The following is a 24,567-nucleotide window of genomic DNA, read 5'->3' on the forward strand; positions in this document are numbered from 1 at the left end:
CTCAGAAAAGTCCTTTTCAGATACGGCCTCTCTTAATGCCGCTGCAATCGGGTATACTCGGGCGGCAATTTGGGATATCCGGGGGAGACAATATTGCGCGTGAGTCGCTCGTTAACAATTAAGCAGATGGCAATGGTCGCGGCCGTTGTCATGGTGTTCGTTTTTATTTTTTGCACCGTTTTGCTATTCCATCTGGTCCAGCAGAACCGCTATAACACGGCTACGCAACTGGAAAGTATCGCCCGCTCCGTTCGTGAACCCTTGTCTGCCGCCATATTAAAAGCGGATCTCCCCGGCGCGGAGGCGATTCTCGCCAGCATAAAACCGGCTGGGGTGGTTCAGCGCGCCGATGTCGTGCTGCCAAATCAGTTTCAGGCGCTGCGCATGAGCTTCATTCCTGAACGCCCGGTGCCGGTCATGGTCACCAGACTTTTTGAATTACCGGTGCAAATTTCCCTGCCCGTCTATTCGCTCGAGCGTCCGGCGAACCCACAGCCGCTGGCCTATCTGGTGCTACAGGCGGATTCGTTCCGTATGTATAAGTTCGTCATGAGCACCCTCTCCACGTTAGTGACTATTTACTTACTTTTGTCACTCATGCTGACCGTGGCGATTAGCTGGTGCGTAAACCGCCTGATTCTGCACCCGTTGCGCAAAATCGCCCGCGAGCTGAACGATATTCCGCAACAGGATCTTATCGGGCATCAGCTGGCGCTGCCGCGTCTGCACCATGACGATGAGATCGGGATGCTGGTGCGCAGTTATAACCTTAATCAACAGATGCTTAAACGCCACAGCGAAGAGTTGACGGGGAACGCGATGCGTTTTCCGGTTTCCGAGCTGCCCAACAAAGCCTTTCTGATGGGGTTGCTGGAGCAAGTGGTGGCGCGACAGCAGACCACCGCGTTGATGATCGTCACCTGCGAAACGCTGCGTGATACCGCAGGCGTGCTGAAAGAGGCGCAGCGGGAAATCCTGCTGCTCACGCTGGTGGAAAAACTGAAATCGGTGATTTCCCCGCGAATGGTGCTGGCCCAGATCAGCGGCTACGACTTTGCGATTGTCGCTCACGGCGTGAAAGAGCCGTGGCACGCCATCACGTTAGGTCAGCAAGTGCTCACTATTATTAATGAGCGGTTGCCGGTCCAGGGGATCCAGCTACGCCCGAGTTGCAGCATTGGCGTGGCGATGTTTTATGGCGACCTCAGCGCCGAGCAGCTCTACGTTCGTGCCGTTTCGGCGGCGTTTACCGCCCGTCGGAAAGGCAAAAACCAGATTCAGTTCTTCGACCCTGAACAAATGGCGCAGGCGCAAAAAAGGCTGACCGAAGAGAGCGACATTCTTACCGCGATGGAAAACCACCAGTTTGCGCTCTGGCTACAGCCGCAGGTGGCGATCGCCAGCGGCAAGGTGGTGAGCGCGGAAGCGCTATTGCGTTTGCAGCAACCGGACGGAAGCTGGGCGTTACCGGAAGGGCTGATTGAGCGCATCGAGTCCTGCGGCCTGATGGTCACCGTGGGGCGCTGGGTGCTGGAGGAGTCTTGCCGTCTGCTTGCCGCCTGGCAGGAACGCGGAATGGCCATGCCGCTGTCGGTCAACCTGTCGGCGCTGCAACTGATGCACCCGACCATGGTGTCGGACATGCTTGAGCTGCTGGCCCGTTATCGCATCCAGCCGGGTACGCTGATTCTGGAAGTGACCGAAAGCCGCCGTATCGACGACCCGCACGCCGCGGTGGCGATATTACGACCATTGCGAAACGCTGGCGTGCGCATAGCGCTGGATGATTTTGGTATGGGTTACGCGGGGTTGCGTCAGCTCCAGCACATGAAGTCGCTGCCGGTAGACGTGCTGAAAATCGACAAAATGTTTGTCGACGGTCTGCCGGAAGATAACAGCATGATCACGGCGATTATTCAGCTGGCGCGCAGCCTGAATCTGCAAACGATCGCCGAGGGCGTTGAGAACGAGGCGCAGCGCGACTGGCTGGCGCAAGCCGGTGTGGATATCGCTCAGGGCTATCTTTTTGCCCATGCCGTGACGGCTGAAACCTTCCAGGAACAGTATCTCACGCACAAGTGACGTAATTACAAAACTTTAAAAAGGCCCGGCTTATGCGAGCCAGTTCAAAGTTTTTAACATTTTTGTTTCAATTATGATCTAGGTGCATTTCTGTCGTGTTGTCCGGGTGTTATTTTAAGGCCGCAGGTTAATCATAACCTTACAAGACCTGTGGTTTTTACTTCAAGGACACCCTATGAAAACCTCTCTGTTCAAAAGCCTTTATTTTCAGGTCCTGACAGCAATTGCCATTGGTATTCTCCTTGGCCATTACTACCCTGAATTAGGCGCACAAATGAAGCCGCTTGGCGACGCGTTCGTCAAGCTGATAAAGATGATCATCGCTCCTGTCATCTTCTGTACTGTCGTGACCGGCATTGCAGGCATGGAAAGCATGAAGGCCGTTGGCCGCACCGGTGCGGTAGCGCTGCTTTACTTTGAGATCGTCAGTACGATTGCGCTGATCATTGGTCTGATTATCGTTAACGTCGTGCAGCCAGGGGCCGGGATGAACGTTGATCCCGCGACTCTCGATGCGCAGGCGGTGGCGGTTTACGCCGAGCAGGCGAAAGATCAGGGCATTGTCGCCTTCCTGATGGATGTGATTCCGGGCAGCGTCATTGGCGCGTTTGCCAGTGGTAACATCCTGCAGGTGCTGCTGTTTGCGGTGCTGTTTGGCTTTGCCCTGCATCGCCTGGGCAGCAAAGGCCAGCTGATTTTCAACGTCATTGAAAGTTTCTCGCAGGTCATTTTCGGCATTATCAATATGATCATGCGCCTGGCGCCTATCGGCGCGTTCGGCGCAATGGCCTTCACCATCGGTAAATATGGCGTCGGGACGCTGGTGCAACTGGGGCAGCTTATTATCTGCTTCTACATCACCTGTATCCTGTTTGTGGTGCTGGTACTGGGTTCTATCGCGCGGGCGACGGGCTTCAGCATTTTCAAGTTTATCCGCTATATCCGCGAAGAGCTGCTGATCGTGCTGGGTACCTCCTCTTCTGAGTCCGCGCTGCCGCGTATGCTCGATAAGATGGAGAAGCTGGGCTGCCGCAAGTCGGTGGTTGGGCTGGTTATCCCCACCGGGTATTCCTTCAACCTTGACGGGACGTCGATATACCTGACGATGGCGGCGGTGTTTATCGCCCAGGCGACCAACAGCCATATGGATATCTTCCATCAGATCACGCTGCTGGTCGTGCTGCTGCTCTCCTCTAAAGGCGCGGCGGGGGTAACCGGAAGCGGCTTCATCGTGCTGGCGGCGACCATCTCTGCGGTAGGCCATCTGCCGGTGGCGGGCCTGGCGCTTATCCTCGGTATCGACCGCTTTATGTCGGAAGCCCGTGCGCTGACTAACCTGGTTGGCAATGGCGTGGCGACGGTCGTGGTGGCGAAATGGGTGAAAGAGTTGGATTCCCAAAAGCTCGACGATGTCCTGAATAATCGTGCGCCGGACGGCAAAACGAACGAAATATCCTCATAATCTCACGACTTATGACCGCAGTCCCTTGTGGGGCTGCGGGCTCCTGCGCATAATTGACCCCTGCACCTTAATCCTTCAACATGAAGGCATTGGGTTTATTTCACTTCTGCCGTGACATTTCCATGTTCTTGCGGTCTAACACGAAGTGTTTTTACGTCATATTCAGACTGGCCTTCGCAGGGCTGTCTTTTTATTACCAGGATTGTTGATCAGGGGTTCACATGCAGGGCACAAAAATTCGACTTATAGCGGGCGGTTTGCTGATGATGGCCACTGCTGGCTATGTGCAGGCAGATGCGCTCCAGCCTGACCCGGCATGGCAACAGGGGACGCTGGCGAATGGATTACAGTGGCAAGTGTTAGCCACCCCGCAGCGCCCCAGCGACCGCATTGAGGTCCGCCTGCTGGTAAATACCGGTTCGCTCACCGAAAGTACGCAACAGAGCGGTTTCAGTCATATTATTCCTCGTATTGCGTTAACCCAGAGCGGCGGGCTGGACGCCACCCAGGCGCGTTCGCTTTGGCAACAGGGTTTCGACCCCAAGCGTCCGATGCCGCCCGTTACCGTCTCCTATGACTCCACGCAATACAATCTCAGCCTGCCCAACAACCGTAACGATCTGCTGAAAGAGTCGCTGACCTATCTGGCGAATACGATGGGCAAACTGGCGATCACCCCGGAAACGGTGAACCATGCGATCAATAGCGAAGATATGGTCACTACGCTGCCGGTCGATACCAAAGAGGGCTGGTGGCGCTACCGGCTGAAAGGCTCCGCGCTGCTGGGCCACGATCCCGCTGAACCGCTGAAGAGGCCGATCGATGCGGCGAAAATTCACGATTTTTACCAGAAATGGTATACCCCGGACGCGATGACGCTGATTATTGTCGGTAACGTCGACGCGCGGACGGTAGCTGAGCAAATCAACAAAACGTTTGGCGAGCTGAAGGGCAAACGCGAAACGCCTGCGCCAGTGCCGACGCTGTCGCCGCTGCGCGCTGAGGCGGTGAGCATCATGACCGACGCCGTGCGCCAGGATCGTTTGTCAGTCATGTGGGATACGCCGTGGCAGCCGATTCGCGAGTCATCCGCGCTGCTGCGCTACTGGCGCGCGGATCTGGCGCGTGAGGCGCTGTTCTGGCACGTACAGCAGGCGCTGAGTAAGAACAATGCTAAAGATATCGGCCTCGGCTTTGACTGCCGCGTGCTGTTTCTGCGCGCTCAGTGCGCCATCAATATTGAATCGCCGAACGATAAGCTCAACGCCAATTTAGGCACCGTGGCGCGCGAACTGGCGAAAGTGCGCGATAACGGTTTGCCGGAAGACGAGTTCAACGCGCTGGTGGCGCAGAAGAATCTGGAGCTACAAAAGCTCTTTGCCACCTATGCTCGCACCGATACTGACATTTTAATCAGCCAGCGCTTGCGTTCTCTGCAAAATCAGGTGGTAGATATCGCGCCGGAGCAGTATCAGCGTCTGCGTCAGGACTTTCTTAATGGTCTGACCGTGGAGATGATGAACCAAAGCCTGCGTCAGCAACTGTCCCAGGAGATGGCTTTGATTCTGCTGCAGCCGAAGGGAGAACCGGAATTTAACATGAAGGAACTGCAGGCCACGTGGGATCAGATTATGGCCCCGGTGAGCGCGGCGGCAGCGACGGTTGAAACGGATGATGCGCATCCGGAAGTCACGGATATTCCGGCCGCGCAGTAACCTGCAATTCTGTTGGCCCGGTAAGCGTAATGCTACCGGGCAATGGTTAATGGCTTACTGCGGCATTGCGTCGCGCGGGATAATCGCCCCGCGATGCTGTATTACCGTGCTGGCGGTCAGGTGTCCGCGCTTCGCAGCCGCTACGGTATCGCCACCGGTCAGGCGAATGGCCAGATATCCTGCGCTGAACGAGTCCCCTGCGGCGGTGGTATCAATGACGTTCTCTTTCGGCAGTTTTACCGCCGGGACGTCAATCAGATCTTGTCCCGCAACAGACACCAGGCAGGAATCCGCCCCGCGTTTCACCACCACTTCCTCTACGCCCGCGGCGTGCGTCCGCGCAATCACCTCTTCCACGGGTTTGACGCCCCACAGCGCGTCTTCGTCATCCAGCGTCAGGAAGGCGATATTGGTGCAGTCGAGCATCTGCTGATACACCTGCTGCGTTTCTTCTTTGCTTGCCCACAGACGCGGACGATAGTTGTTGTCGAAAATGACTTTGCCGCCGTTAGCGCGGCACTCGCGCAGCAGGGACAACAGCTTTTCACGGCTGCCCGGGCTGAGGATCGCCAGGCTAATGCCGCTCAGGTAGAGATAATCAAACGTCGCCAGTTCTTCACAGATCGTCGCAGACTGCTCGCTCTCGAGCCAGAATTTCGCCGCGGCCTCGTTGCGCCAGTAGTAAAACGTGCGTTCGCCGCTGCTGTCGGTCTCAATGTAGTACAGCCCCGGCAGACGGTTTTCCATACGCTGGGTCAGCGAGGTATCGACGTTTTCACCGTGCCATGCGTCCAGCATCTGCTGGCTGAAACTGTCCGTGCCCAGCGCCGTGACGTAGTGAACGGAAAGCGCCGCAGCGTCAACCTGGCGGGCAATATAAACGGAAGTATTCAACGTATCGCCACCGAAGCCGCGCTGAACGTCAGCGCCTTTCTGTGACAGTTCGATCATGCATTCGCCAATCACGGCAATCTTTTTGGACATAGTCGTGAACCTACCTGGAAAAATTAACGTTAGTGTGCGCTGTGGGTGTTTGGTGGTCAATCATATTAAAACAACGTTCCATTATTTTTTTGAGCCAGTCCGTATTCTGCGTTGTTTTTTCCTGACTGTTGTCGTTTTTGCGTGTGACGCAGCATAAAGTTCTTCGCGCGAAGGCCGATAACCCTTGACGAGTCCGGGCAGCCACACACTTAATCACGGGACATCGGCGATGATAAACCAGATTATCCAGCAGCTAAGCACGTCCGCAGCGAGCCCTGAATGCTTGCAGGAGCGTCGCTACTGGCTGCAGTGTGAGCGCGCTTACACTTTTCAGCCTATCTATCAGACCAACGGGCGTCTGTTGGCGGTGGAGCTTCTGACGGTGGTCACGCATCCGGATAATCCCGCGCAACGCATTGCGCCCGATCGTTATTTTGCCGAAGTGGCGGTACGCCAGCGTATTGAGGTGATAAAAGAGCAGCTCTGCTTACTTGAACAAAAGGCAGACTTTTTCCAGCGTCACGCGCTTCTGGCGTCCGTCAACGTTGATGGCCCGACCTTAATCGCTCTGCGCGAGTATCCGCAGATCCTGCAGAATATCGAGCGTATGCCCTGGCTGCGCTTTGAGCTGGTGGAACACATCCGTCTGCCGAAAGAGGCCTCGTTTGCCTCGATGTGCGAGGCAGGACCGCTGTGGCTGGATGACTTCGGCACCGGGATGGCTAACTTTTCCGCCCTCAGCGAAGTGCGCTACGATTTTATTAAGATAGCCCGCGAGCTGTTTGTGTTGCTTCGTCAGACGTCAGAAGGGCGTAACCTTTTCACCCAACTGCTACAGCTGATGAACCGCTACTGCCGTGGCGTTATCGTAGAAGGTGTCGAGACGCAGGAAGAGTGGCGAGACGTACAGCGCTCGCCCGCGTATGCCGCTCAGGGCTATTTCCTCTCTCGTCCGCGACCTTTTGCCTGTCTGGATGAGGTGAATTTGTCGCATTAAATCAGGCTGTTTCCGGTAAATCCGCCTGGCTGGACTATCTTTAGGACAGGCAAGGGAAGAAGTGAGGAAGCAGAACATGACCAGAGCAGGCAAAATTACCGCCGCTGTAACAGGGACTTTCTTGTTGTTGATCGTCGTGCTCATCGTCCTGATCGCGACATTTGACTGGAACCGACTCAAACCGACCATCAACCAGAAAGTCTCTGCGGAACTGAACCGTCCGTTCGCCATTCGCGGCGATTTAGGCGTGGTGTGGGAGCGTCAGAAACAGGAAACCGGCTGGCGAAGCTGGGTGCCGTGGCCGCACATCCACGCCGAGGATATTATCCTTGGCAACCCGCCGGATATCCCCGAAGTGACGATGGTGCATCTGCCTCGTGTTGAAGCGACGATTGCCCCGCTGGCATTGCTCACGAAAACCGTGTGGCTGCCGTGGATCAAGCTGGTGAAGCCCGACGCGCGGCTGATTCGTCTGACGGAGAAAAACAATAACTGGACGTTTGATCTCGCCGGGGATGAACAAAAAGATCCCAACGCGAAGCCGTCTGCCTGGTCTTTCCGCCTTGACAACATCCTTTTCGATCAGGGGCGGATCGCCATTGATGACAACGTCAGCAAGGCGGATATTGAGATCCTTGTCGATCCGCTGGGTAAACCGCTGCCGTTTAGCGAAGTGACGGGAAGCAAAGGTAAAAATGAAAACGCCAACGTTGAGGATTACGTTTTCGGCCTGAAGGCGAAAGGGCGTTATAACGGCGAACCGCTCAGCGGGACGGGGAAAATTGGCGGTATGTTGGCGCTGCGTAGTGCTGATGCGCCATTCCCGGTGCAGGCTGATTTTCGTTCCGGAAATACCCGCGTGGCGTTTGTCGGAGTGGTGAACGACCCGATGAAAATGGGCGGCGTCGATTTACAGCTTACGTTTTCCGGCGATTCGCTGGCGGAACTGTACGACCTGACCGGCGTCCTCTTGCCGGATACGCCGCCGTTTGAAACCGATGGCCGGCTGGTGGCGAAAATCGACAGCGAAAAATCCTCGGTCTATGACTACCGCGGCTTCAACGGACGGATTGGCGACAGCGACATTCACGGCTCGCTCACCTATACCACCGGTAAACCGCGTCCGAAGCTGGAAGGGGATCTGGAGTCTCGCCAACTGCGTCTGGCGGATTTAGGCCCGCTGATTGGCGTCGATTCCGGCAAAGGAGCCGAACAGACCCGGCGTTCAGAACAGAAAAAGGGTGAAAAAAGCGTCCAGCCTGCGGACAAAGTGCTGCCCTATGACCGTTTTGAAACCGATAAGTGGGACGTCATGGACGCCGACGTGCGCTTCAAAGGACGGCGCATTGAGCACGGTAGCAGCCTGCCAATTAGCGATCTCTCTACCCATATCATCCTGAAAAACGCCGATCTGCGTCTGCAGCCGCTGAAGTTTGGCCTGGCTGGCGGCAGCATCAACGCCAACATTCATCTGGAAGGTGATAAAAAGCCTATGCACGGACGGGCGGATATTCAGGCGCGCCGTCTGAAACTGAAAGAGCTGATGCCGGATGTTGAACTGATGCAGAAGACGCTGGGTGAGATGAACGGTGACGCCGAGTTTCGCGGCACCGGGAACTCCGTAGCGGCGCTGCTTGGCAACAGCAATGGCAACCTGAAACTGCTGATGAACGACGGTTTAATCAGCCGCAACCTGATGGAGATCGTCGGGCTGAACGTCGGTAACTACATTGTCGGGCAGATTTTTGGCGACGATGAGGTACGGGTGAACTGCGCGGCAGCCAATCTGGATATCGTTAACGGCGTGGCGCGCCCGCAGATTTTCGCTTTTGATACCGAGAATGCGCTGATCAACATTACCGGAACGGCGAGCTTCGCGTCTGAGCAACTCGATTTAACCATTGATCCGGAAAGTAAAGGGATCCGCATTATTACTCTGCGCTCGCCGCTGTACGTGCGCGGCACCTTCAAAAATCCGCAGGCCGGGGTGAAGGCGGGGCCGCTGATCGCGCGTGGGGCGGTAGCGGCAGCGCTGGCGACTTTGGTCACCCCAGCCGCTGCGCTGTTAGCGCTGATTTCGCCCTCTGAAGGCGAGGCGAATCAGTGCCGAACGATTTTGACCCAGATGAAGAAATAATGTCCTTCGCCGCGTTGCCCGGCGGCGCTATGCTTGCCGGGCTGTCGGGAAGGCACACAGGATGACCGGATAAGCGTCAGCGCCATCCGGCCAATGACTCACAGCGACTGATGACGCGTCTCGTGCGTTAACAGCAGCGCAATCAGCGTCAGCGCGGCCATTGATGCCAGATAAAGACCCACGGCGGCCAGCCCATAGTTTGACTGCAACCATGCGGCGATATACGGTGCCACCGACGCGCCAAGAATCGACGACACGTTATAGGAGAACGACGCGCCGGTGTAGCGTACTTCCGTGGGGAACAGCTCCGGCAGCAGCGCACCCATCGGGCCAAAGGTCAGCCCCATCAGGCTCAGCCCCAACAGCAGAAAAGCAAACACCAGCACCGGGTTTCCGGAACCGAGCAACGGTTTAAACGCGAACAGGGCAAAGAGGATGATCAGGCTGGTAATAATCACCATGCTCTTACGACGACCAAACGCATCCGCGAGCAGACCTGCAATGGGGACCATTACGCCGAAACCAATGACCGCCATCATCAGCATCCACAGCACCTCATTACGCGGCATGCCCAGCCCAACGGGAGCGGCTGCGGTACTGTAGGTCATTGAATAAACAGTCATAATATAAAACAGCGTGTAGGTCGCCAGCATGATAAAGGTGCCGAGGATTGTCACGCGCACATGTTTAGTCAACAGCGTGCCGAGCGGGATCTTGACCTGTTTTTTCGCTGCGGCGACTTTGGCGAAGACCGGTGTTTCATGCAGCGACACGCGAACGTACAGGCCGATGATCACCAGCACTGCCGAGAAGATAAACGGCACGCGCCAGCCCCAGGTCATAAACTGCTCGTCGGTCAGCAGCCAGGAGAGCAGCAGGAAAGTGCCGTTGGCAAAGAAGAAGCCAATCGGCGCGCCCAACTGCGGAAACGAACCGTACAACGCGCGCTTGCGCGGCGGCGCGTTTTCGGTGGCCAGCAGCGCTGCGCCGCCCCATTCGCCGCCGAGTCCCAGACCCTGACCAAAACGCGCCAGCGCCAGCAGCAGCGGCGCGAAGATACCAATGGTGGCATAGCCTGGCAGCAGGCCGATGATAACCGTTGAAATCCCCATGGTTAGCAGCGACGCCACCAGCGTCACTTTACGCCCCACCCGATCGCCAAAGTGACCAAACAGCGCGGAGCCGATGGGACGCGCGACAAAGGCGATGGCGAAGGTGGCGAGCGACTGCAGCGTGGCGGCTGTCGGGTCGCCCTGCGGGAAGAAGATATGTGGGAAAACAATCACCGCGGCGGTGGCGTAAATGTAGAAGTCGAAGAACTCAATGGCGGTGCCAATGAGTGAGGCGACGACGACTTTATTACGCGAGTTGACCGGCGTGTGTTCCTGTTCATTGTCGAGTGTGGTGGCTGTTGCTTGCATACAATTTTCTTATTTTTTGGCGAACGAAAGGCCATATTACGCACAGCAAAAGCGACATTTCAATCTGTAACAACGTAGTGGGATGGCTAAAAAATGGGCAAAAAGCGGATAATTTTTACACCTTAGATTTCACGTCCATGAAATGCTTCACATAATTGTAAACTTAGTGGATAAAACTGGTTTTCGGTTAAATAAAAGTTACGGCCTGGATTTATATGCTGAATCAATGAGTGCTGGCGGAAGTCCATGCCTGGTCGGCCTTAGCTGGCCGGATGAGCGAGTCGCTATCCGGCACGTCGATACCGCCTCTAGCGGTGGCTTTTGCCCGGCATACGCGGGTCGTCTTTGTATTCGGCGGTGGCGATCCACGCGGCGCAAAACAGCGTCAGGCGGGCGAAAAAGTAAAAGAACGCCATCAGCCCCAGCACCGAGCCAAATGCGGCGCCGGACGGCGATTTCACCAGCGCGGGCAGGGTGTAGGTCATGATGATTTTGATCACCTCAAAGCCAATCGCCGCAATAAACGTTCCGCGAATTAGCGCTTTTTTGCGCGGACGATGGCGCGGCAGACGCCAGAAAATCCAGAAGAACAACAGGTAGTTGGCGAAGATAGAGATCGTCAGGCCAATCAGACGCCAGGCCGGTTTCAGCCATTCAATGTTGTCCAGATACAGCGCCGAAATAATCATTTGCTGCGCCGAACCCGCAACCGAAGTTATCGACAACGTAATAATCAGCGCGACCAACAGCCCGATCAGCGAGATAAAATCGCGCAGGTACTTTATCCAGATTTTTTCCTGATCCTGCGGCGTGCGTTCCCACACGTCACGCGACTGCGCGCGTATCGCCTCACGCAGGTTACCCATCCAGTTCACTCCCGAATAGAGCGCCACCGCCAGACCCACCAGGCCAACGGTAGTACGCTGCTGCACCGCGGTATTGATGGTGCTTTTCAGCGTGGCGGCCAGCGTCGGGTCGCTGACGTTCATCAGAATCTTATTAAAGATATCCTGCAACAGCGTGGGATGGGAGACGAGGATAAAACCGGCGGCGGCAAACGACACCATCAGAAGCGGAATCATCGACAGAAACGAGAAGTAGGTGATGGCCGCGCCAAACTGATTGCCCAGGCGGTCGTTAAAGCGCTCAGTCGCGCGGATCAGATGCGCAATCATCGGAATGCGCTGGATCTGTTCCACCATGGTGGTCAACTTTTTCAGCGTCGCGTTGCTGCTTTCCTGCTTCGGGGTCTCAATGGCTTCAGTCGTGTCGACCTTTGGGATCGGCTGGTGTTCAAGTTCCTGAGTGGGGCGTTTTACGTCGTTATCCTGCGTCATCAGGTCGGTCGTCCTTCTTTTGTTCATGTCTGCACAGAGTATAGCTTCTCAGTCCACGTAGTCCCGCATAACGCCGGATAACCATTCCATAAACAAATGGACCCGCCGCGAAAGATTCCGCCGATGGGGATAAAGTAGCGACACCGGCATCGGCGCGGCGCGGTACTGGGGCAGGATTTCGATCAGGCTGCCGCTGCGTAATGCCTCCCGCACGCCGACCCGCGGCACCTGTATGATGCCCAGACCCGCCAGACAGGCGGCGTGATAGGTTTCGGTGCTGTTTACCGTCAGCGTGCCGCCGGTTTTTATCCAGTGTGTGCCGCCGGCGCTGGCGATCTCAAAGCCGGGCGGGCGCGTCCCGAGATTCAGCGAATAATGCACCACGGCATGTGAGGCGAGATCGTCGGCGCTTTCCGGGTAACCAAAACGCTCCAGATACTGCGGACTGGCGCAGTTGATCACCGTCAGCTTACCGAGAGGACGGGCGATCAAACCGGAATCCTTAAGCGTGCCGACGCGTACCACGCAGTCAAACCCTTCGCGGATCAGATCCACCAGCCGATCGCTGCTGCTCAGCTCCAGCTCAATGCCGGGATACTGCTGTAAAAAGGCGGGCAGGCGCGGGATCACCAGATTCCTGGCGACGCCTACCGGCATATCGATCCGCAGCTTGCCGCTGATGCTGGTCGGGTCGTGTTGAAACAACCCGTCCAGCTCATCGAGGTTGCTCAGCACATCTTTTGCCCGCTCGTAGTAGACCATGCCGTCCTGGGTCAGTTGAACCCGACGCGTGGTGCGGTGCAGCAACTGGGTGCCGAGATGGTTTTCCAGTGCCTGGATCTGGCGCGATACGCTACCTTTAGGTAGGCCCAGGGTATCGGCGGCACGCGAAAAGCTTTCCAGCTCCGCGACGCGAAGGAATAACTGCATTGCATGAATTTTATCCATTCGATTGACCTATTGTTGTTCTGGATGAAACAGTCATGCGCAATTCGCGACATTTATTGTTTTTCTATCACCTAATAAGCTTTGTCTCAATCTTCACAAGCGCAGAAATGAGGTTTCTTATGACGCAACGTATCGCATTGGTGACTGGCGCAAGCCGTGGACTGGGTAAAAACGCCGCGCTTAAGCTGGCGGACAAAGGAACGGATATCCTCATTACCTACAATAGCCAGCAGCAGGCGGCGCTGGATGTTGTCGCCGAAATTGAAGGAAAAGGCAGAAAAGCGGCGGCAATTCAGCTAAATGTCGCCGATACATCCGGCTTTTCCGACTTTGCGCAAACGGTAAAAGAACAGCTTCAACAACACTGGCATCGCGAGACATTTGATTATTTAGTGAACAATGCCGGTATTGGCGTGTATGCACCTTATGTCGACACGACCGAAGCGATGTTTGACGAACTGATGCGCATTCATTTTAAAGGCCCCTTTTTCCTGACTCAGCATCTGTTGCCGCTGCTGAAAAATGGCGGACGCATTCTCAATGTGTCAACCGGGCTGGCGCGTTTTGCCCTGCCGGGTTACGCGGCCTACGCTGCGATGAAAGGGGCAATGGAAGTCCTGACGCGCTATCAGGCGAAAGAACTTGGCGAACGGGGCATTTCCGTTAATGTTATCGCGCCCGGCGCAATTGAAACGGATTTCGGCGGCGGTCGTGTGCGGGACAATCAGGCGCTGAACGCGTGGATCGCGTCGCAAACGACGCTTGGTCGCGCAGGGCTACCCGATGACATCGGTGACGCTATTGCCGCGTTGCTCAGTGACGATCTGGCCTGGATGACCGCACAGCGTATTGAGGTGTCAGGCGGTATGTTTTTATAACCGCGGTTCAGCGGGCGAAAGTCCGCTGAATTAACCTAAAATGCGAATTTTTATTATGTTACATATTGCGGGTTTTTCACTTCTTTCCCTTTCTGCGCGCTTTCGATAATATTTTGATAAATAATATTATAAATCATTACCTCACCACGAATTTATAAGGATATCCTTAATTTGGCGTCGGTATTTTCGTCAAATGTGTAATTTATGGGGCTGAGCTGTAACTATTCGTCTTTTTTTCTTCTCTCCATGCGTGATATCGGTAGAATGGCCCCCGCCAAAAGGCGAATTCTTATTTTACCCCCCGGGTAATACCCTTTCACTCCTTAATGCGATTTTGGAAAACGGTGGAGAGAGAGTAATGAACATCATCATGTTTGACAGGCAGTCAATATTTATTCATGGAATGAAAATCAGTTTAGAACAGCGAATTCCAGGAGTAAGTATTCAGGGCGTCAGTCAGGCGGATGAACTCTGGCAAACGCTGGAAAACACCCCGGACGCCCTGCTGATGCTGGACGGCGATCTTGACGGCGAGTTTTGCCGCTGGTTATTACAGACTCTGGTCCAGCGGTTTCCGCAGGTGAGGACCTTGATTTCGGTGACAGACTGCAGCAAAAAGTGGCTTCAGGAAATGGTGCAATATAACGTGCTGGCGATTGTGCCGCGTGATTCTGTCGCCGAAAAATTCGCCCTTGCCTTAAATAGCGTCGCGATGGGAATGTTATTTTTACCCAGTGAACTGTTAACAACTCCATCACCTGAATATCGCGATATAAACGCATTAAGTAGCCGACAGCGAGAAATTTTAACAATGCTTGCAGCGGGCGAATCAAATAAAGAAATTGGCCGCGCGTTAAATATCAGTACCGGAACGGTTAAAGCGCATCTTGAAACGCTTTATCGCCGCCTCGACGTGAAAAATCGTACGCAGGCGGCCATGCTGTTGTTTCAGCCATAAGGCAATCGCTTTTTATTTCGTGGCCAGAAATGTGCTGGTCGCGAAATAGTCCCGCTTCAGTAGACCGAACAGCCAGTCATTTTGCCAGCGCTGTTCGAGCCAGTAGCTTTCCCGCAGCGTGCCTTCCAGTACAAATCCTGTTTTTTCCAGCAAGCGCCGCGAGGCCTGGTTTCCTTCTGTGACGCAGGCTGTCAGGCGGCGTAAGCCGCCCGTTGTGAAGGCGTAGTCGCAGACTGCGCGCAGGGACTCCATGCCATACCCTTTCCCCTGCGCCTCCGCTGCCAGCAGGAACCCCACTTCCGCGCTTCCTTCATCATGCTGAATATACCCCGTCACGCCCAGCGGCGTCTGCGTCGCCGTGTCGCACACCACCAGGCACAGCCAGTGCGCTGCGCTAGGCTGCCATGCCGGCAGGCGGGCGTCAAAGGCGTCACGGATCTGTTTTTCGCTGCGCGCGTCAGCAACGTAACGCATCACCGACGGGTGTCGCTGGAGCGCGAGAAAAAAGGGCCAGTCGTGGGAGACGATGGGGCGGCAGGTCAGGCGGTCGGTCGTTAACACGGGCACGGGGCACACTCCTGAAAATTTCTCGATGTTCACACAGCGGTCACTGTATTAATGATTAAACATGTTATATCTATAAAAAGTAATAATTAAAACAATGTACTAAAGCAAAATTTATTTCCCGGTGGGGTGGACTTTCTGGTGAAGGAAGAGAATGACGATTAGCGTTTTACAGACCACACGCACGACGTTTGAACACTGCCTGGGAATCATCCGCCAGGCTTCCGTTGAAATCCTGCTGTTGTTGGGGGTACATGCTTCTGAAGGCAAAGATCCGCGCTGGTTTCTTGAACAACTGGATCAGGCCCGACTGAATCTGGGGGGCTGGAGCGCGGTCGCCCGGCGGCTGCATCTTAACGATGCGCAACTGAGCCAGTTGACGCTGCAACTTCGCCACCTTCAGCAGTGCGTGCCGCAATACGACAATGGACAAGAGGTCAACGAGAATCAGCTTATTGCCGCCCTGCGGGTAGTGAATGCCCTTGAACGACTGCGCCAGCATCAGCCGTTGCTGAACTACAAGACAGACATTGAGCAAACCGATGCAAGCCAGCAGATGCGCGCCGAGCGCCAGCTGCGCGCGATTGAACTGACGTTAATCGCCCTGATTGCGCAAATGTGGCCGGACAAGAGTCAGCTCAACAACTATCTCAGACAGAGCTTTGGCGCCGATAAGCTCAGACGCTGGATTAAGCAGGGTGAAAAGCAGGATCCGCTGAGCGGAATGCGCTTTAGCGAATTGGCGCTAATGGTGGTCGACAAGAAAACCTTTAGCCGCCATTATGCCGGGATCTTTAACGATGCATCCGTGTTGACGCTGTTTGTAGAACCGCGCCTCACACTACGCGTGTTTCTTGATGACTGCCGGCAGGCGCGTAACAGCGTACTGGCCGGCGTTCCCTTATCATCGGCGCAACTGACGCTACTGGCCTGCCAGTTTCAGCATATTGTCCGCCCCGTACAGCGGGCTTACGAACAGGGACGAGGGCGGGTAAACCCGACGGCGTTCATGATCGTGGAAGAAGGAAAACTGGCGCAATACTGGGACGATGCGCGGCATAAAGACCATCAGGCAGGCGGTGACGCGCAGGAGATCGGCGAATCCATTGATCCACCGCGCAAGCGGCCGCAGCGCACGGCGGAAGAACGCGAGCAGCTGATTTCCGGCGTGCTGTGGGGCGCCGTCGGCGTGATGGTCTTCGCCATGCTCGGCGGCGGCGCGTGGCTGGTCAGCTCCCAGCCGCCAGCCCCAGCCCCAAGCGTGGCTATCGTGCAGAGCGAACCCAAGCGTGAAATGCCTTCTGCACGGGAGACGGTCAGCCAGATGGGGATTACCTGGGATGCGTTTTCACTTCGGGCGGCCATCGATCGTAACGATGTGCGGGTCACCAGCCTTTTTTTACAAGGCGGAATGAACTGGCAGATTGCCTGGACGGAGACGGCGTTTGCCCGCGGACACGACGACGTTTTACAGCTGCTGCTGCGCTATCCCTCCCAGATGGACGAAAACAAGCCCTGTCGACGGTTCATCAACACGCTGGGTCACGCCATGTCAGGCGGCGCGACGATGAACAGTGAACACAAAGCCTACCTGCAACGATTTTGCACCGTGCCTGCGGTGGTGAAGCGCCAGCAGTATGATATGGAGCAGGCGGAACGGCGCTTGCGCGCCGACCCCAGCGCGGATAATAAAAAGTGGCACAGGATCCAACGCGCCATTTATGACGCCATCAGGTAATGCGGTAGGCCGGAGAAGGCGCTTCGCGCCGCCATCCGGCACTCGCTTTAAGGTTCGCCGTACAAGCCAATCAGCCGACGCACCACGCCGTTCGTCCAGCCGAAGCCGTCCTGCAACGGATATTCACCACCGCCCCCTTCACGCGGGGTGCCGCCAGCGATGTGATACTTCTCGATCAGCTTGTGGTGCTGTTGATAAAAAAGGTTCACCGTTTGCAACCAGCTATGCGCTATCTCATCGCCAAGCGCGTCGTCGCCGTACATTTTGAAGCCCTGAATCGCCATCCACTGGAGCGGCGCCCAACCGTTGGGTTTATCCCACTGCTCGCCGGTTTCATACTCGGTGGCGAGGATCCCGCCAGGCGTCAGCAGGCGGTTACGTACCGCGTCGCCGAGGCGATCGGCCTGTTCGTGCGTCGCCATGCCGACATACAGCGGCACGATGCTGGCGGCGGAAAACAGCGCCATCTCTCCGCGTCGCCAGTCATAGTCGCGATAGCAGCCGTTTTCTTCATCCCACAGATAGCGGTTTACTGCCGCCCGTCGGTCGCTGGCCTTCTGGCGAAATTCCGCTTCCACCTCGCGTTCTCCTTTCAGCGCCGAAATATTGGCGATAGCGCTTTCCAGCTTAAACAGGAAGGCGTTGAGATCGATCGGGATAAACTGCGTTGTGCGAATGCTCGCCAGACGCGTGGCGTCGCGCAGCCAGCGGGAAGAATAGTCCCAGCCGGAGGCCGCGCCCGCACGCAGGTCGCGATAGACCTCATTTGGCGGACGCCCGGAGTGCTTGGCGGTTTCCACATCTTCCAGCCACGACTCGTCGCGCGGCGTGTCACGATCGTCCCAGTAACGGTTGAGCAGCGAGCCGTCCGGCATGCGAACCACGTGACGATAGGCCTGGTTAAGCACCAGCGACTCCGCCCCGTCCATCCAGAAGGCGTACTCCATTTTCAAATGATCGAGATAACGCCGCGCGCCGCGTACGCCATCTTCTTCGAACAATTCGACCATCAGGGCGAAGACCGGCGGCTGCGAGCGGCTCAGATAATAGGTGCGGTTACCGTTAGGAATGTGACCGTATTTCTCGATCATCCACGCAAAATTATCCGCCATACATTTCAGCAGATCTTCCCGGCCGCTTTCCGCCAGGCCCAGCATGGTGAAGTAGGAATCCCAGTAGTAGGTTTCACTAAATCGGCCGCCTGGCACGATATAAGACTGCGGCAACGCCAGCAGCGAGGACCACGGGATATGATCCTGCGGTTCGCGGGTAAGCACCGGCCACAGACGGTCAATGTGTTCTTTAAGCGTATTTTCAGGGTCTGAGACATATTGGCTGTCGTACACTTCCGGCAACCAGAAGTGGTTTTCGACAAACTGTCGCAAATCGAAATCCCGATGACGTCTGACTTTACGGTAGCGGATCAGAATATCGAGCGGATCCATTTTCGGCGCGCAGTCCGGGAACGTTTTGCTGTCGGGAAACAGCTTTACGGACTGCACATGCTCAAACAGTTCAAGATAACGATCGGCTGGCGTCAGGGCGTCAGAGGCGGGGAGCCCCTCAATCATCTCAGGTTCCGGTTCTGCCTCGATCATCTCATCCAGCTTTAACTCGCACGGATCCGTTTCGTACATCAGATCGACATCGATCGTGAGTTCCTCTGACGGGACGTGTTGTAGGTTCTGGTTGATCATAATGAGAAGGACCTCCGGATTGCGTCGTAAATGATACGGGTGTTGCCCGGCTGTTTTTTAAGCGTAGACATTCGCTTCGGTCTGTGCGGTGCAAAGTGTGCGGTCGATCACGTTTCGATATTTCCTCTTTTATCATATAAATAATTTATCTGTTTGAAAGACAGCGATATTCTGAAAAATGATGTCGTGTCGACCGTCGCTATTTTCGGAACATTCGATTGCAACGAAGTATAAATAGCAAAAAATAAAAAACCCGTTAAATAATAGGGATAAGCTATCTCAACGATAGTTACCGCCCATGTTATTGCTTGATACTTATCAATCCCCGCTTCAGCGTCTTTTTTATTATGACTGGGTCTTTACAAGACACGTCATTTTATCTTTCTGGGACCCACTAACTCACTACCGTGAGGGTAAAATAATGAAAATCATTACCCGTCTTACCGCGATAGCCATCGCGGGCATCGTTCTATGTTATTTCGGCTTATCCGCTTACGTCTGGTACCACGAAAAGCAGCGTAGCCAGACCGCATCCGTTCAGGCCTCTGCGCTGAAGGAAAATAACCAGGTGTTGGGGTTTTTAAGAGAGAAGGGATGCGATTATTGCCATACCCCCTCCGCTGAACTTCCTTTTTATTCTTCTTTCCCCATCGCCAGGCAACTGATGAATTACGATATTCAGCTTGGCTATAAATCTTTCAATCTGGAGGCCGTTCGCGCCGCGCTGGTGGCCAACGAGCCTGTTTCCCAGAGCGATCTGAATAAAATCGAGTGGGTGATGCAATACGAAACCATGCCACCGACGCGCTATACCGCGCTGCACTGGGCGGGGAAGGTGAGCGACGAGGAACGTAAGACGATTCTGGACTGGATCGCGAAGCAGCGTGAGCAGTATTACGCCAGCCATGACACCGCCGCGCAGCATCGCAATGAGCCGGTGCAGCCGATTCCAAAAGTCTTACCGACCGATGCGCAAAAAGTGGCGCTGGGTTTCACGCTGTATCACGATCCGCGTTTATCCGGCGACAGCACGATTTCCTGCGCCCATTGCCATGCGCTGAACGCGGGCGGAGTGGATGGTCGTAAAACGTCGATCGGCGTGGGCGGCGCGGTAGGGCCAATCAATGCGCCGACGGTGTTTAACTCCGTCTTTAACGTTGAGCAGTTCTGGGACGGACGCGCGCCAACGTTACAGGCGCAGGCCGGTGGACCGCCGCTGAACCCGATCGAGATGGCCTCGAAATCCTGGGATGAGATCATCAGTAAGCTCGACAAGGATCCTGTGCTGAAGCAGCAGTTCCTGGCGGTTTACCCGCAGGGTTTCAGCGGAGAGACGATCACCGACGCGATTGCCGAATTCGAGAAAACGCTGATCACCCCAGACTCCGCGTTTGACAAGTGGCTGCGCGGCGACGAAAACGCGCTGACGGCTCAGCAGAAGCACGGTTATCAGCTGTTTAAGGATAACAAGTGCGCGACCTGTCATGGCGGCGTGATTCTCGGCGGTCGGTCGTTTGAGCCGTTGGGTTTAAAGCGGGACTTTAACTTTGGTGAAATGACCGCAGCGGATATTGGGCGTATGAACGTTACCAACGAGTTGCGCGATAAACTGCGCCAGAAGGTGCCGGGTCTGCGTAATGTTGCGCTAACCGCGCCCTATTTCCACCGGGGCGATGTGCCGACCCTGGACGGCGCGGTGAAGCTGATGCTGCGTTACCAGGTCGGGAAAGAGATCCCGCAGGAAGATATCGATGATATCGTCGCCTTCCTCGAAAGCCAGACCGGGGTGTATACGCCGTATATGCAGGGCAAGTGATAAAAATCAGGCCGGAAATCCGGCCTGTTAATTATCAATTGTAGGTGATCGTAAAAACCGCTGCGCCGTTGGCGATGCCAGCTTTTACTTCGGATTGATATTGTACATAGCGTGCTTTAAGCGGAATGATATAGTTTGCGCCATCTTCCGTCGGTAAATTTTGCAGGTTAAATCCGCCCGAACCATCAAGATTAAGCAATGTAGCGCTATTTCGTTCTGACACTTCGATACCAATGCCTTCGGCTGCCGTCGGTCCGCTTTCCAGTTTAGCGATTTGCGGATTGTTCTCTACTACACCGTGAACGCTGTTAAAGGTGATAGCGACCTGGTTTGGGGCGTTGGTGCCCGTTGTCTCGCCGGTTGATTCTCTGTAAGAGTGATTGCCATAGCCGACAAATGCCGGACAATCCCGCAGCATAATATCAAACTCGCTCCACGGCGCGACGGTGCCAATACCGGTGAAGTCAGCGCGTTGATGGCGGCCCAGCTCGACATCAACGACTGATGTAGCCAACTGACAGGTTTTGGTATACATGGTCGTGGCGCCGCTGAAATTGAGCGTTACAAACACATGATCCACAACGATTGGCGAATGTGATCCAGATGTAATCTGGAACGTCGGAAAAGACGATCCCAGTACCTGATGAGTACCTGGCGCAATTGGACCTGTCTTGATTAATTCGAGCTCAACCAATGATATCTGTCCCAACCCCTGCGATGTCTTCCCATATCCGATCTCAAATTTCCTTTCCCAAATAGCCGGGAATTTCGAATTTTGGAATGACGATCCCGACAGGTAAAAGATGACGCCAATGCCGGGCACGTTGGTTGGGAAAATGGCTTTTTCCTCTGAAAGCGTCGGCGCACCCAATGGTGTGGCGATGATGTCAATTTTGTTATAAACATGCATTGTCTGTACGCTTTCGCCAGCTTCAATATCTTCTACATTGATATCGCAGTAATAACTGGTTGCCCTGGCGGTACCCATAAACCGTCCTCTGTAGATAACCTGACCCACGGGAACATCTTCACCAACGGTTGACATACCCGGTCCGACAACCGGAATGGTCAAATTTTCGTGAAAGATATTATCGAATCCGCAGGTATACGCCTGAGCCTGTAGCGCCGTAAGCGCCAAAACGCCGCAAATCATGCGCCTCAACGACCCGAGGGAAAGGCGGAGCCGGGGCGGTAAGCGCAGAGCTAATTTCATGTTCATATTCCTTTTTGTCCGTTACCGTTGTATCCGGTTGTGCATTCAGCGATGCTACGGTACTGTCGTTACTCGCAGCGCGAGTTAAATTTGATGGCGTTGCTTTTTTCCAGATCTGCATTGGCGGGCAGCATATAGCGCACCTGGCACTGCTGGTCCGGGCCTTCGCCCCAGACAACCTTGATCTTGCCTTCGGTTGACGGCACGCGGGCAAATAGTCTGCCGCCCTGGCCGACAACCCCGATGTGTCTTCCGTCGCTGTCAAAGGCTTCAGCGCCAAACGGCAACGGTTTTCCATTCGCCATTGGCGCGCCGATCAGGGCGGGATAACCCACCGTAGTGTCGTATTTCACTTTCACTACTGCTCCGCTATAGGGCGCCACTTTCTGACTGGTCAGATTCAGTTCGACGTTGTTCGATAGCCCCTTCGGACTGATCTCCACTTCATTAAGTTGATACGCTGTCAGATAAGGAATGACGGCATAGCCGAAGCGATCCACTTTAATGCCTGGATAACTCACCATGCTTGCCCCTTTTGCGCCTTTCGCTTCAACCAGCGCATAGGTATCGCCGCTGTATGGCGAGAGCGTCAGTCCGCCGGAGTGAGCCACCATCGCGCCGCTGAATCCCGCAGACCAGGTTTCATAATGTTTACCGCCGCCCGCCAACGCGTTCAGCGTGGTGTATGGCGTACGAGCAGAACCGTTCATCACCAGGCTGCTGCTGTTTTCCCTGCTCTGCCGGGTATGCCCGGCCGTCACGCTATAGTTGTATTGGTTTTCGTCGCCTGCCGTGCCGGAAGCAAACAATTGTTCATTGAGGGTGTTGCCAGGACCATGCGTCAGGGTAGAACCCATCTGGCTGAAGCCCAGTAAATCGTTCAACGGCAGTGTCAGGTTGAGCATGTAAGAGTTCTGAAACCGGCCAAACGCGTCCTGATTGCGATTAATACTCAGGCTGTAGCTGAGCTTTTTGAACCGGTTGTTATAACCGAACTGGTACTGGCGGTCGGTTGCCGCATCATTCCAGTAGGCCTGTTGCCAGGCACTGACATAAAATTGCCCCCAGCCGGTAGGCAGGGGTTGTGACGCACTGACCAGCACCCTGTCTTTAGCGCGTCTGGCGGTTCTACCGCTACCGTTTCCAGAATACAGCTCGTCGGTGGTCATGGCGGTCATGAAGTCCATATAACCATCAGTAGAGTAGCGATACGCCGCGACAGAAAGATTACTGCCGGTGCTTTGTATGACATTGCTGTACTTAAGCTGATAACTTTCGCCAGACATTTTTCCCCAGCCCGTTCCCAGTCTCGGGCGCGAATGTGTCACATCCAGTGAGAACGTACCAAATGCGGTGCCGAATGCCGCGCCGCCCTGGATTGCCTGATAGGCGCCGTTACCTTGCATGCCGCCATAGAGCGTTAGCGCATTATTTATCCCGCGCCGATAGGTCGCTTCCGCAAGGGTGGGCTCTTCACGCAACTGAGTTGAGCGTATTTTGCCTATGGTCAGGCTGTAATGGTGCGTGCCGGGGCGCAGCAGGTTGCTGGTGGCCGTATAGGGAATTTGAAAATTCTGCTGTGAGCCGTCCGCTTCTTCGATAGAAATATCCAGGTTGCCGCCATAACCGGTTGGGTAGAGATCGGCGATTTCAAAGGGGCCGGGAGCAACCGAACGTTCGTAGATAACATTGCCGTTCTGCCGAATAATAACGCGCGCGGCTGTGCGGGCGTTGCCCCTAACAACCGGTGCGTACCCTCGAACGGAGTTAGGTAACATCTGTTCTTCGTTAGCGATTTGCGCACCGCGAAATGAAAGGGTGTCGAACAACTCTCCTTTGGTATTGGCGTCACCCAAAAGCAGGCGTCCCTGAATAGCGGGAATATCGCGCTGTAAGTAGGTATTGATATTGTTGTAAACGCTGTCGGTATCTGTCGTTTTGGTGTAAACGCCGTTGTGGCGGAAGTACCAGCCGCCGAGGTTAAAACCGCCCTGGAAACTGCTATACAACATGTCGTTGTCTTTGCCGTGGTAACGGGTGCTTCCGGCGTTCACGTTATAGCCCAGCGTGGCCGCCGTGATGCCTGTATCCCATTGTTCAGGATTAACATAACCTCTGGGGCGATTAATGAGATACACCTCCGGCAGCGTCATGTTCAGCGATTGTTCGTTAGCGTCGAAAGAAACGCTGTTGACTGGCAACAGGCGGTTCAGCGCCAGACAATGATCGTCGTTGTTGGATTCTTGATGGGTCGCAATCATTTTTTGCGCTTCAGGTGTAAGCCGCTTGAGGTTGATATCCAGCGCGTCCAGCGTCGACAATTTTACGCAAATATCCACTTCAGGCAGTCGTTTACCGCTGACGGTTCTGTCTTGTACCGTTACGTCATCGCGACCGATACGGCGATCGTTAACGATAAGCTCAACGCTATACCGACCCGCAGGAGCGAGATCCTGATTGTAGCGAGACAGGTCGATCCGGCTCTGGCTTCCCGGACTCATAAAGTGGGGGTTAAACTCAATATCATTATTGGCTGCGCTCTCGGTTGCGGTAGCAAGCAGAACAGCGGCAGTCAGCGGAGACAGCAAATGATGGAAAGAGGACATGTGAGTTCCTTTCA

The 24,567-nt window shown here is 55.0% G+C and carries 17 protein-coding genes; 9 read left to right on the plus strand and 8 right to left on the minus strand.

Annotation, left to right across the window (positions count from 1 at the left end; all coding sequences use genetic code 11):
* The first annotated feature begins 93 nt into the window (after positions 1 to 93).
* The 3 genes from hmsP to HVX72_RS00915 all read left to right on the plus strand — a co-directional run bounded on the left by hmsP (position 94) and on the right by HVX72_RS00915 (position 5,259).
* Positions 94 to 2,082: a biofilm formation regulator HmsP gene (gene hmsP / locus HVX72_RS00905; protein WP_181822361.1), complete on the plus strand. Its 1,989-nt coding sequence runs from the start codon at positions 94 to 96 to the stop codon at positions 2,080 to 2,082.
* Positions 2,083 to 2,257: 175 nt separating this feature from the next.
* On the plus strand, positions 2,258 to 3,544 hold the full coding sequence (gene dctA, locus HVX72_RS00910) for a C4-dicarboxylate transporter DctC (protein WP_042286745.1): 1,287 nt from the start codon (positions 2,258 to 2,260) through the stop codon (positions 3,542 to 3,544).
* Between the two features lie 221 nt (positions 3,545 to 3,765).
* Complete coding sequence (locus HVX72_RS00915) at positions 3,766 to 5,259, plus strand: pitrilysin family protein (RefSeq protein ID WP_181822362.1); 1,494 nt, start codon at positions 3,766 to 3,768, stop codon at positions 5,257 to 5,259.
* 54 nt (positions 5,260 to 5,313) lie between these two features.
* Here HVX72_RS00915 and HVX72_RS00920 read toward each other — a convergent pair whose 3' ends face one another.
* Positions 5,314 to 6,243 carry a sugar kinase gene (locus HVX72_RS00920; protein ID WP_060570217.1) on the minus strand — a complete coding sequence of 310 codons (930 nt, stop codon included), beginning with the start codon at positions 6,241 to 6,243 and terminating at the stop codon, positions 5,314 to 5,316.
* Positions 6,244 to 6,472: 229 nt separating this feature from the next.
* Here HVX72_RS00920 and pdeH point away from each other — a divergent pair, with 229 nt between their 5' ends.
* Together pdeH and HVX72_RS00930 are read left to right on the plus strand one after the other, a co-directional pair.
* Positions 6,473 to 7,240 carry a cyclic-guanylate-specific phosphodiesterase gene (gene pdeH / locus HVX72_RS00925; RefSeq protein ID WP_042286736.1) on the plus strand — a complete coding sequence of 256 codons (768 nt, stop codon included), beginning with the start codon at positions 6,473 to 6,475 and terminating at the stop codon, positions 7,238 to 7,240.
* A gap of 76 nt (positions 7,241 to 7,316) precedes the next feature.
* Complete coding sequence (locus HVX72_RS00930) at positions 7,317 to 9,377, plus strand: AsmA family protein (RefSeq protein ID WP_181822363.1); 2,061 nt, start codon at positions 7,317 to 7,319, stop codon at positions 9,375 to 9,377.
* A gap of 98 nt (positions 9,378 to 9,475) precedes the next feature.
* Here HVX72_RS00930 and HVX72_RS00935 read toward each other — a convergent pair whose 3' ends face one another.
* The 3 genes from HVX72_RS00935 to HVX72_RS00945 form a co-directional block, all read right to left on the minus strand.
* The gene (locus tag HVX72_RS00935; protein ID WP_042286730.1) at positions 9,476 to 10,798 is read right to left on the minus strand and encodes an MFS transporter; all 1,323 of its coding nucleotides are present in this window, start codon (positions 10,796 to 10,798) and stop codon (positions 9,476 to 9,478) included.
* Positions 10,799 to 11,106: 308 nt separating this feature from the next.
* Positions 11,107 to 12,135 carry an inner membrane protein YhjD gene (yhjD, locus tag HVX72_RS00940; RefSeq protein WP_181822364.1) on the minus strand — a complete coding sequence of 343 codons (1,029 nt, stop codon included), beginning with the start codon at positions 12,133 to 12,135 and terminating at the stop codon, positions 11,107 to 11,109.
* Positions 12,136 to 12,183: 48 nt separating this feature from the next.
* Positions 12,184 to 13,083: a LysR family transcriptional regulator gene (locus tag HVX72_RS00945; RefSeq protein ID WP_181822365.1), complete on the minus strand. Its 900-nt coding sequence runs from the start codon at positions 13,081 to 13,083 to the stop codon at positions 12,184 to 12,186.
* Between the two features lie 119 nt (positions 13,084 to 13,202).
* Between HVX72_RS00945 and HVX72_RS00950 the strand changes: the two genes are divergently transcribed.
* Together HVX72_RS00950 and HVX72_RS00955 are read left to right on the plus strand one after the other, a co-directional pair.
* Positions 13,203 to 13,961: an SDR family oxidoreductase gene (locus tag HVX72_RS00950; protein WP_060570213.1), complete on the plus strand. Its 759-nt coding sequence runs from the start codon at positions 13,203 to 13,205 to the stop codon at positions 13,959 to 13,961.
* A 358-nt stretch (positions 13,962 to 14,319) separates the two neighbouring features.
* The gene (locus HVX72_RS00955) at positions 14,320 to 14,919 is read left to right on the plus strand and encodes a response regulator transcription factor (protein ID WP_042286718.1); all 600 of its coding nucleotides are present in this window, start codon (positions 14,320 to 14,322) and stop codon (positions 14,917 to 14,919) included.
* Positions 14,920 to 14,931: 12 nt separating this feature from the next.
* Here the strand turns inward: HVX72_RS00955 and HVX72_RS00960 are convergent, their stop codons facing one another.
* Positions 14,932 to 15,486, minus strand: a complete 555-nt coding sequence (locus HVX72_RS00960) for a GNAT family protein (RefSeq protein WP_181822366.1) — start codon at positions 15,484 to 15,486, stop codon at positions 14,932 to 14,934.
* Between the two features lie 151 nt (positions 15,487 to 15,637).
* Here HVX72_RS00960 and HVX72_RS00965 point away from each other — a divergent pair, with 151 nt between their 5' ends.
* On the plus strand, positions 15,638 to 17,221 hold the full coding sequence (locus HVX72_RS00965) for an STY4199 family HEPN domain-containing protein (RefSeq protein WP_181822367.1): 1,584 nt from the start codon (positions 15,638 to 15,640) through the stop codon (positions 17,219 to 17,221).
* Between the two features lie 47 nt (positions 17,222 to 17,268).
* Here HVX72_RS00965 and HVX72_RS00970 read toward each other — a convergent pair whose 3' ends face one another.
* Complete coding sequence (locus HVX72_RS00970; protein WP_042286711.1) at positions 17,269 to 18,918, minus strand: alpha,alpha-trehalase; 1,650 nt, start codon at positions 18,916 to 18,918, stop codon at positions 17,269 to 17,271.
* Between the two features lie 421 nt (positions 18,919 to 19,339).
* Between HVX72_RS00970 and HVX72_RS00975 the strand changes: the two genes are divergently transcribed.
* Entirely contained in the window at positions 19,340 to 20,734 is a 1,395-nt protein-coding gene (locus HVX72_RS00975; RefSeq protein WP_042286708.1) for a cytochrome-c peroxidase, read from the plus strand.
* Positions 20,735 to 20,768: 34 nt separating this feature from the next.
* Here HVX72_RS00975 and HVX72_RS00980 read toward each other — a convergent pair whose 3' ends face one another.
* Positions 20,769 to 21,947, minus strand: a complete 1,179-nt coding sequence (locus HVX72_RS00980) for a fimbrial protein (RefSeq protein WP_181822368.1) — start codon at positions 21,945 to 21,947, stop codon at positions 20,769 to 20,771.
* Between the two features lie 68 nt (positions 21,948 to 22,015).
* A complete protein-coding gene (locus HVX72_RS00985; RefSeq protein ID WP_181822369.1) occupies positions 22,016 to 24,553 on the minus strand; it encodes a fimbria/pilus outer membrane usher protein in 2,538 nt (845 codons plus the stop codon).
* Between the last annotated feature and the right edge of the window lie 14 nt (positions 24,554 to 24,567).

Source organism: Citrobacter sp. RHB21-C05 (genome assembly GCF_013889015.1).
GTDB lineage: Bacteria > Pseudomonadota > Gammaproteobacteria > Enterobacterales > Enterobacteriaceae > Citrobacter_A > Citrobacter_A sedlakii.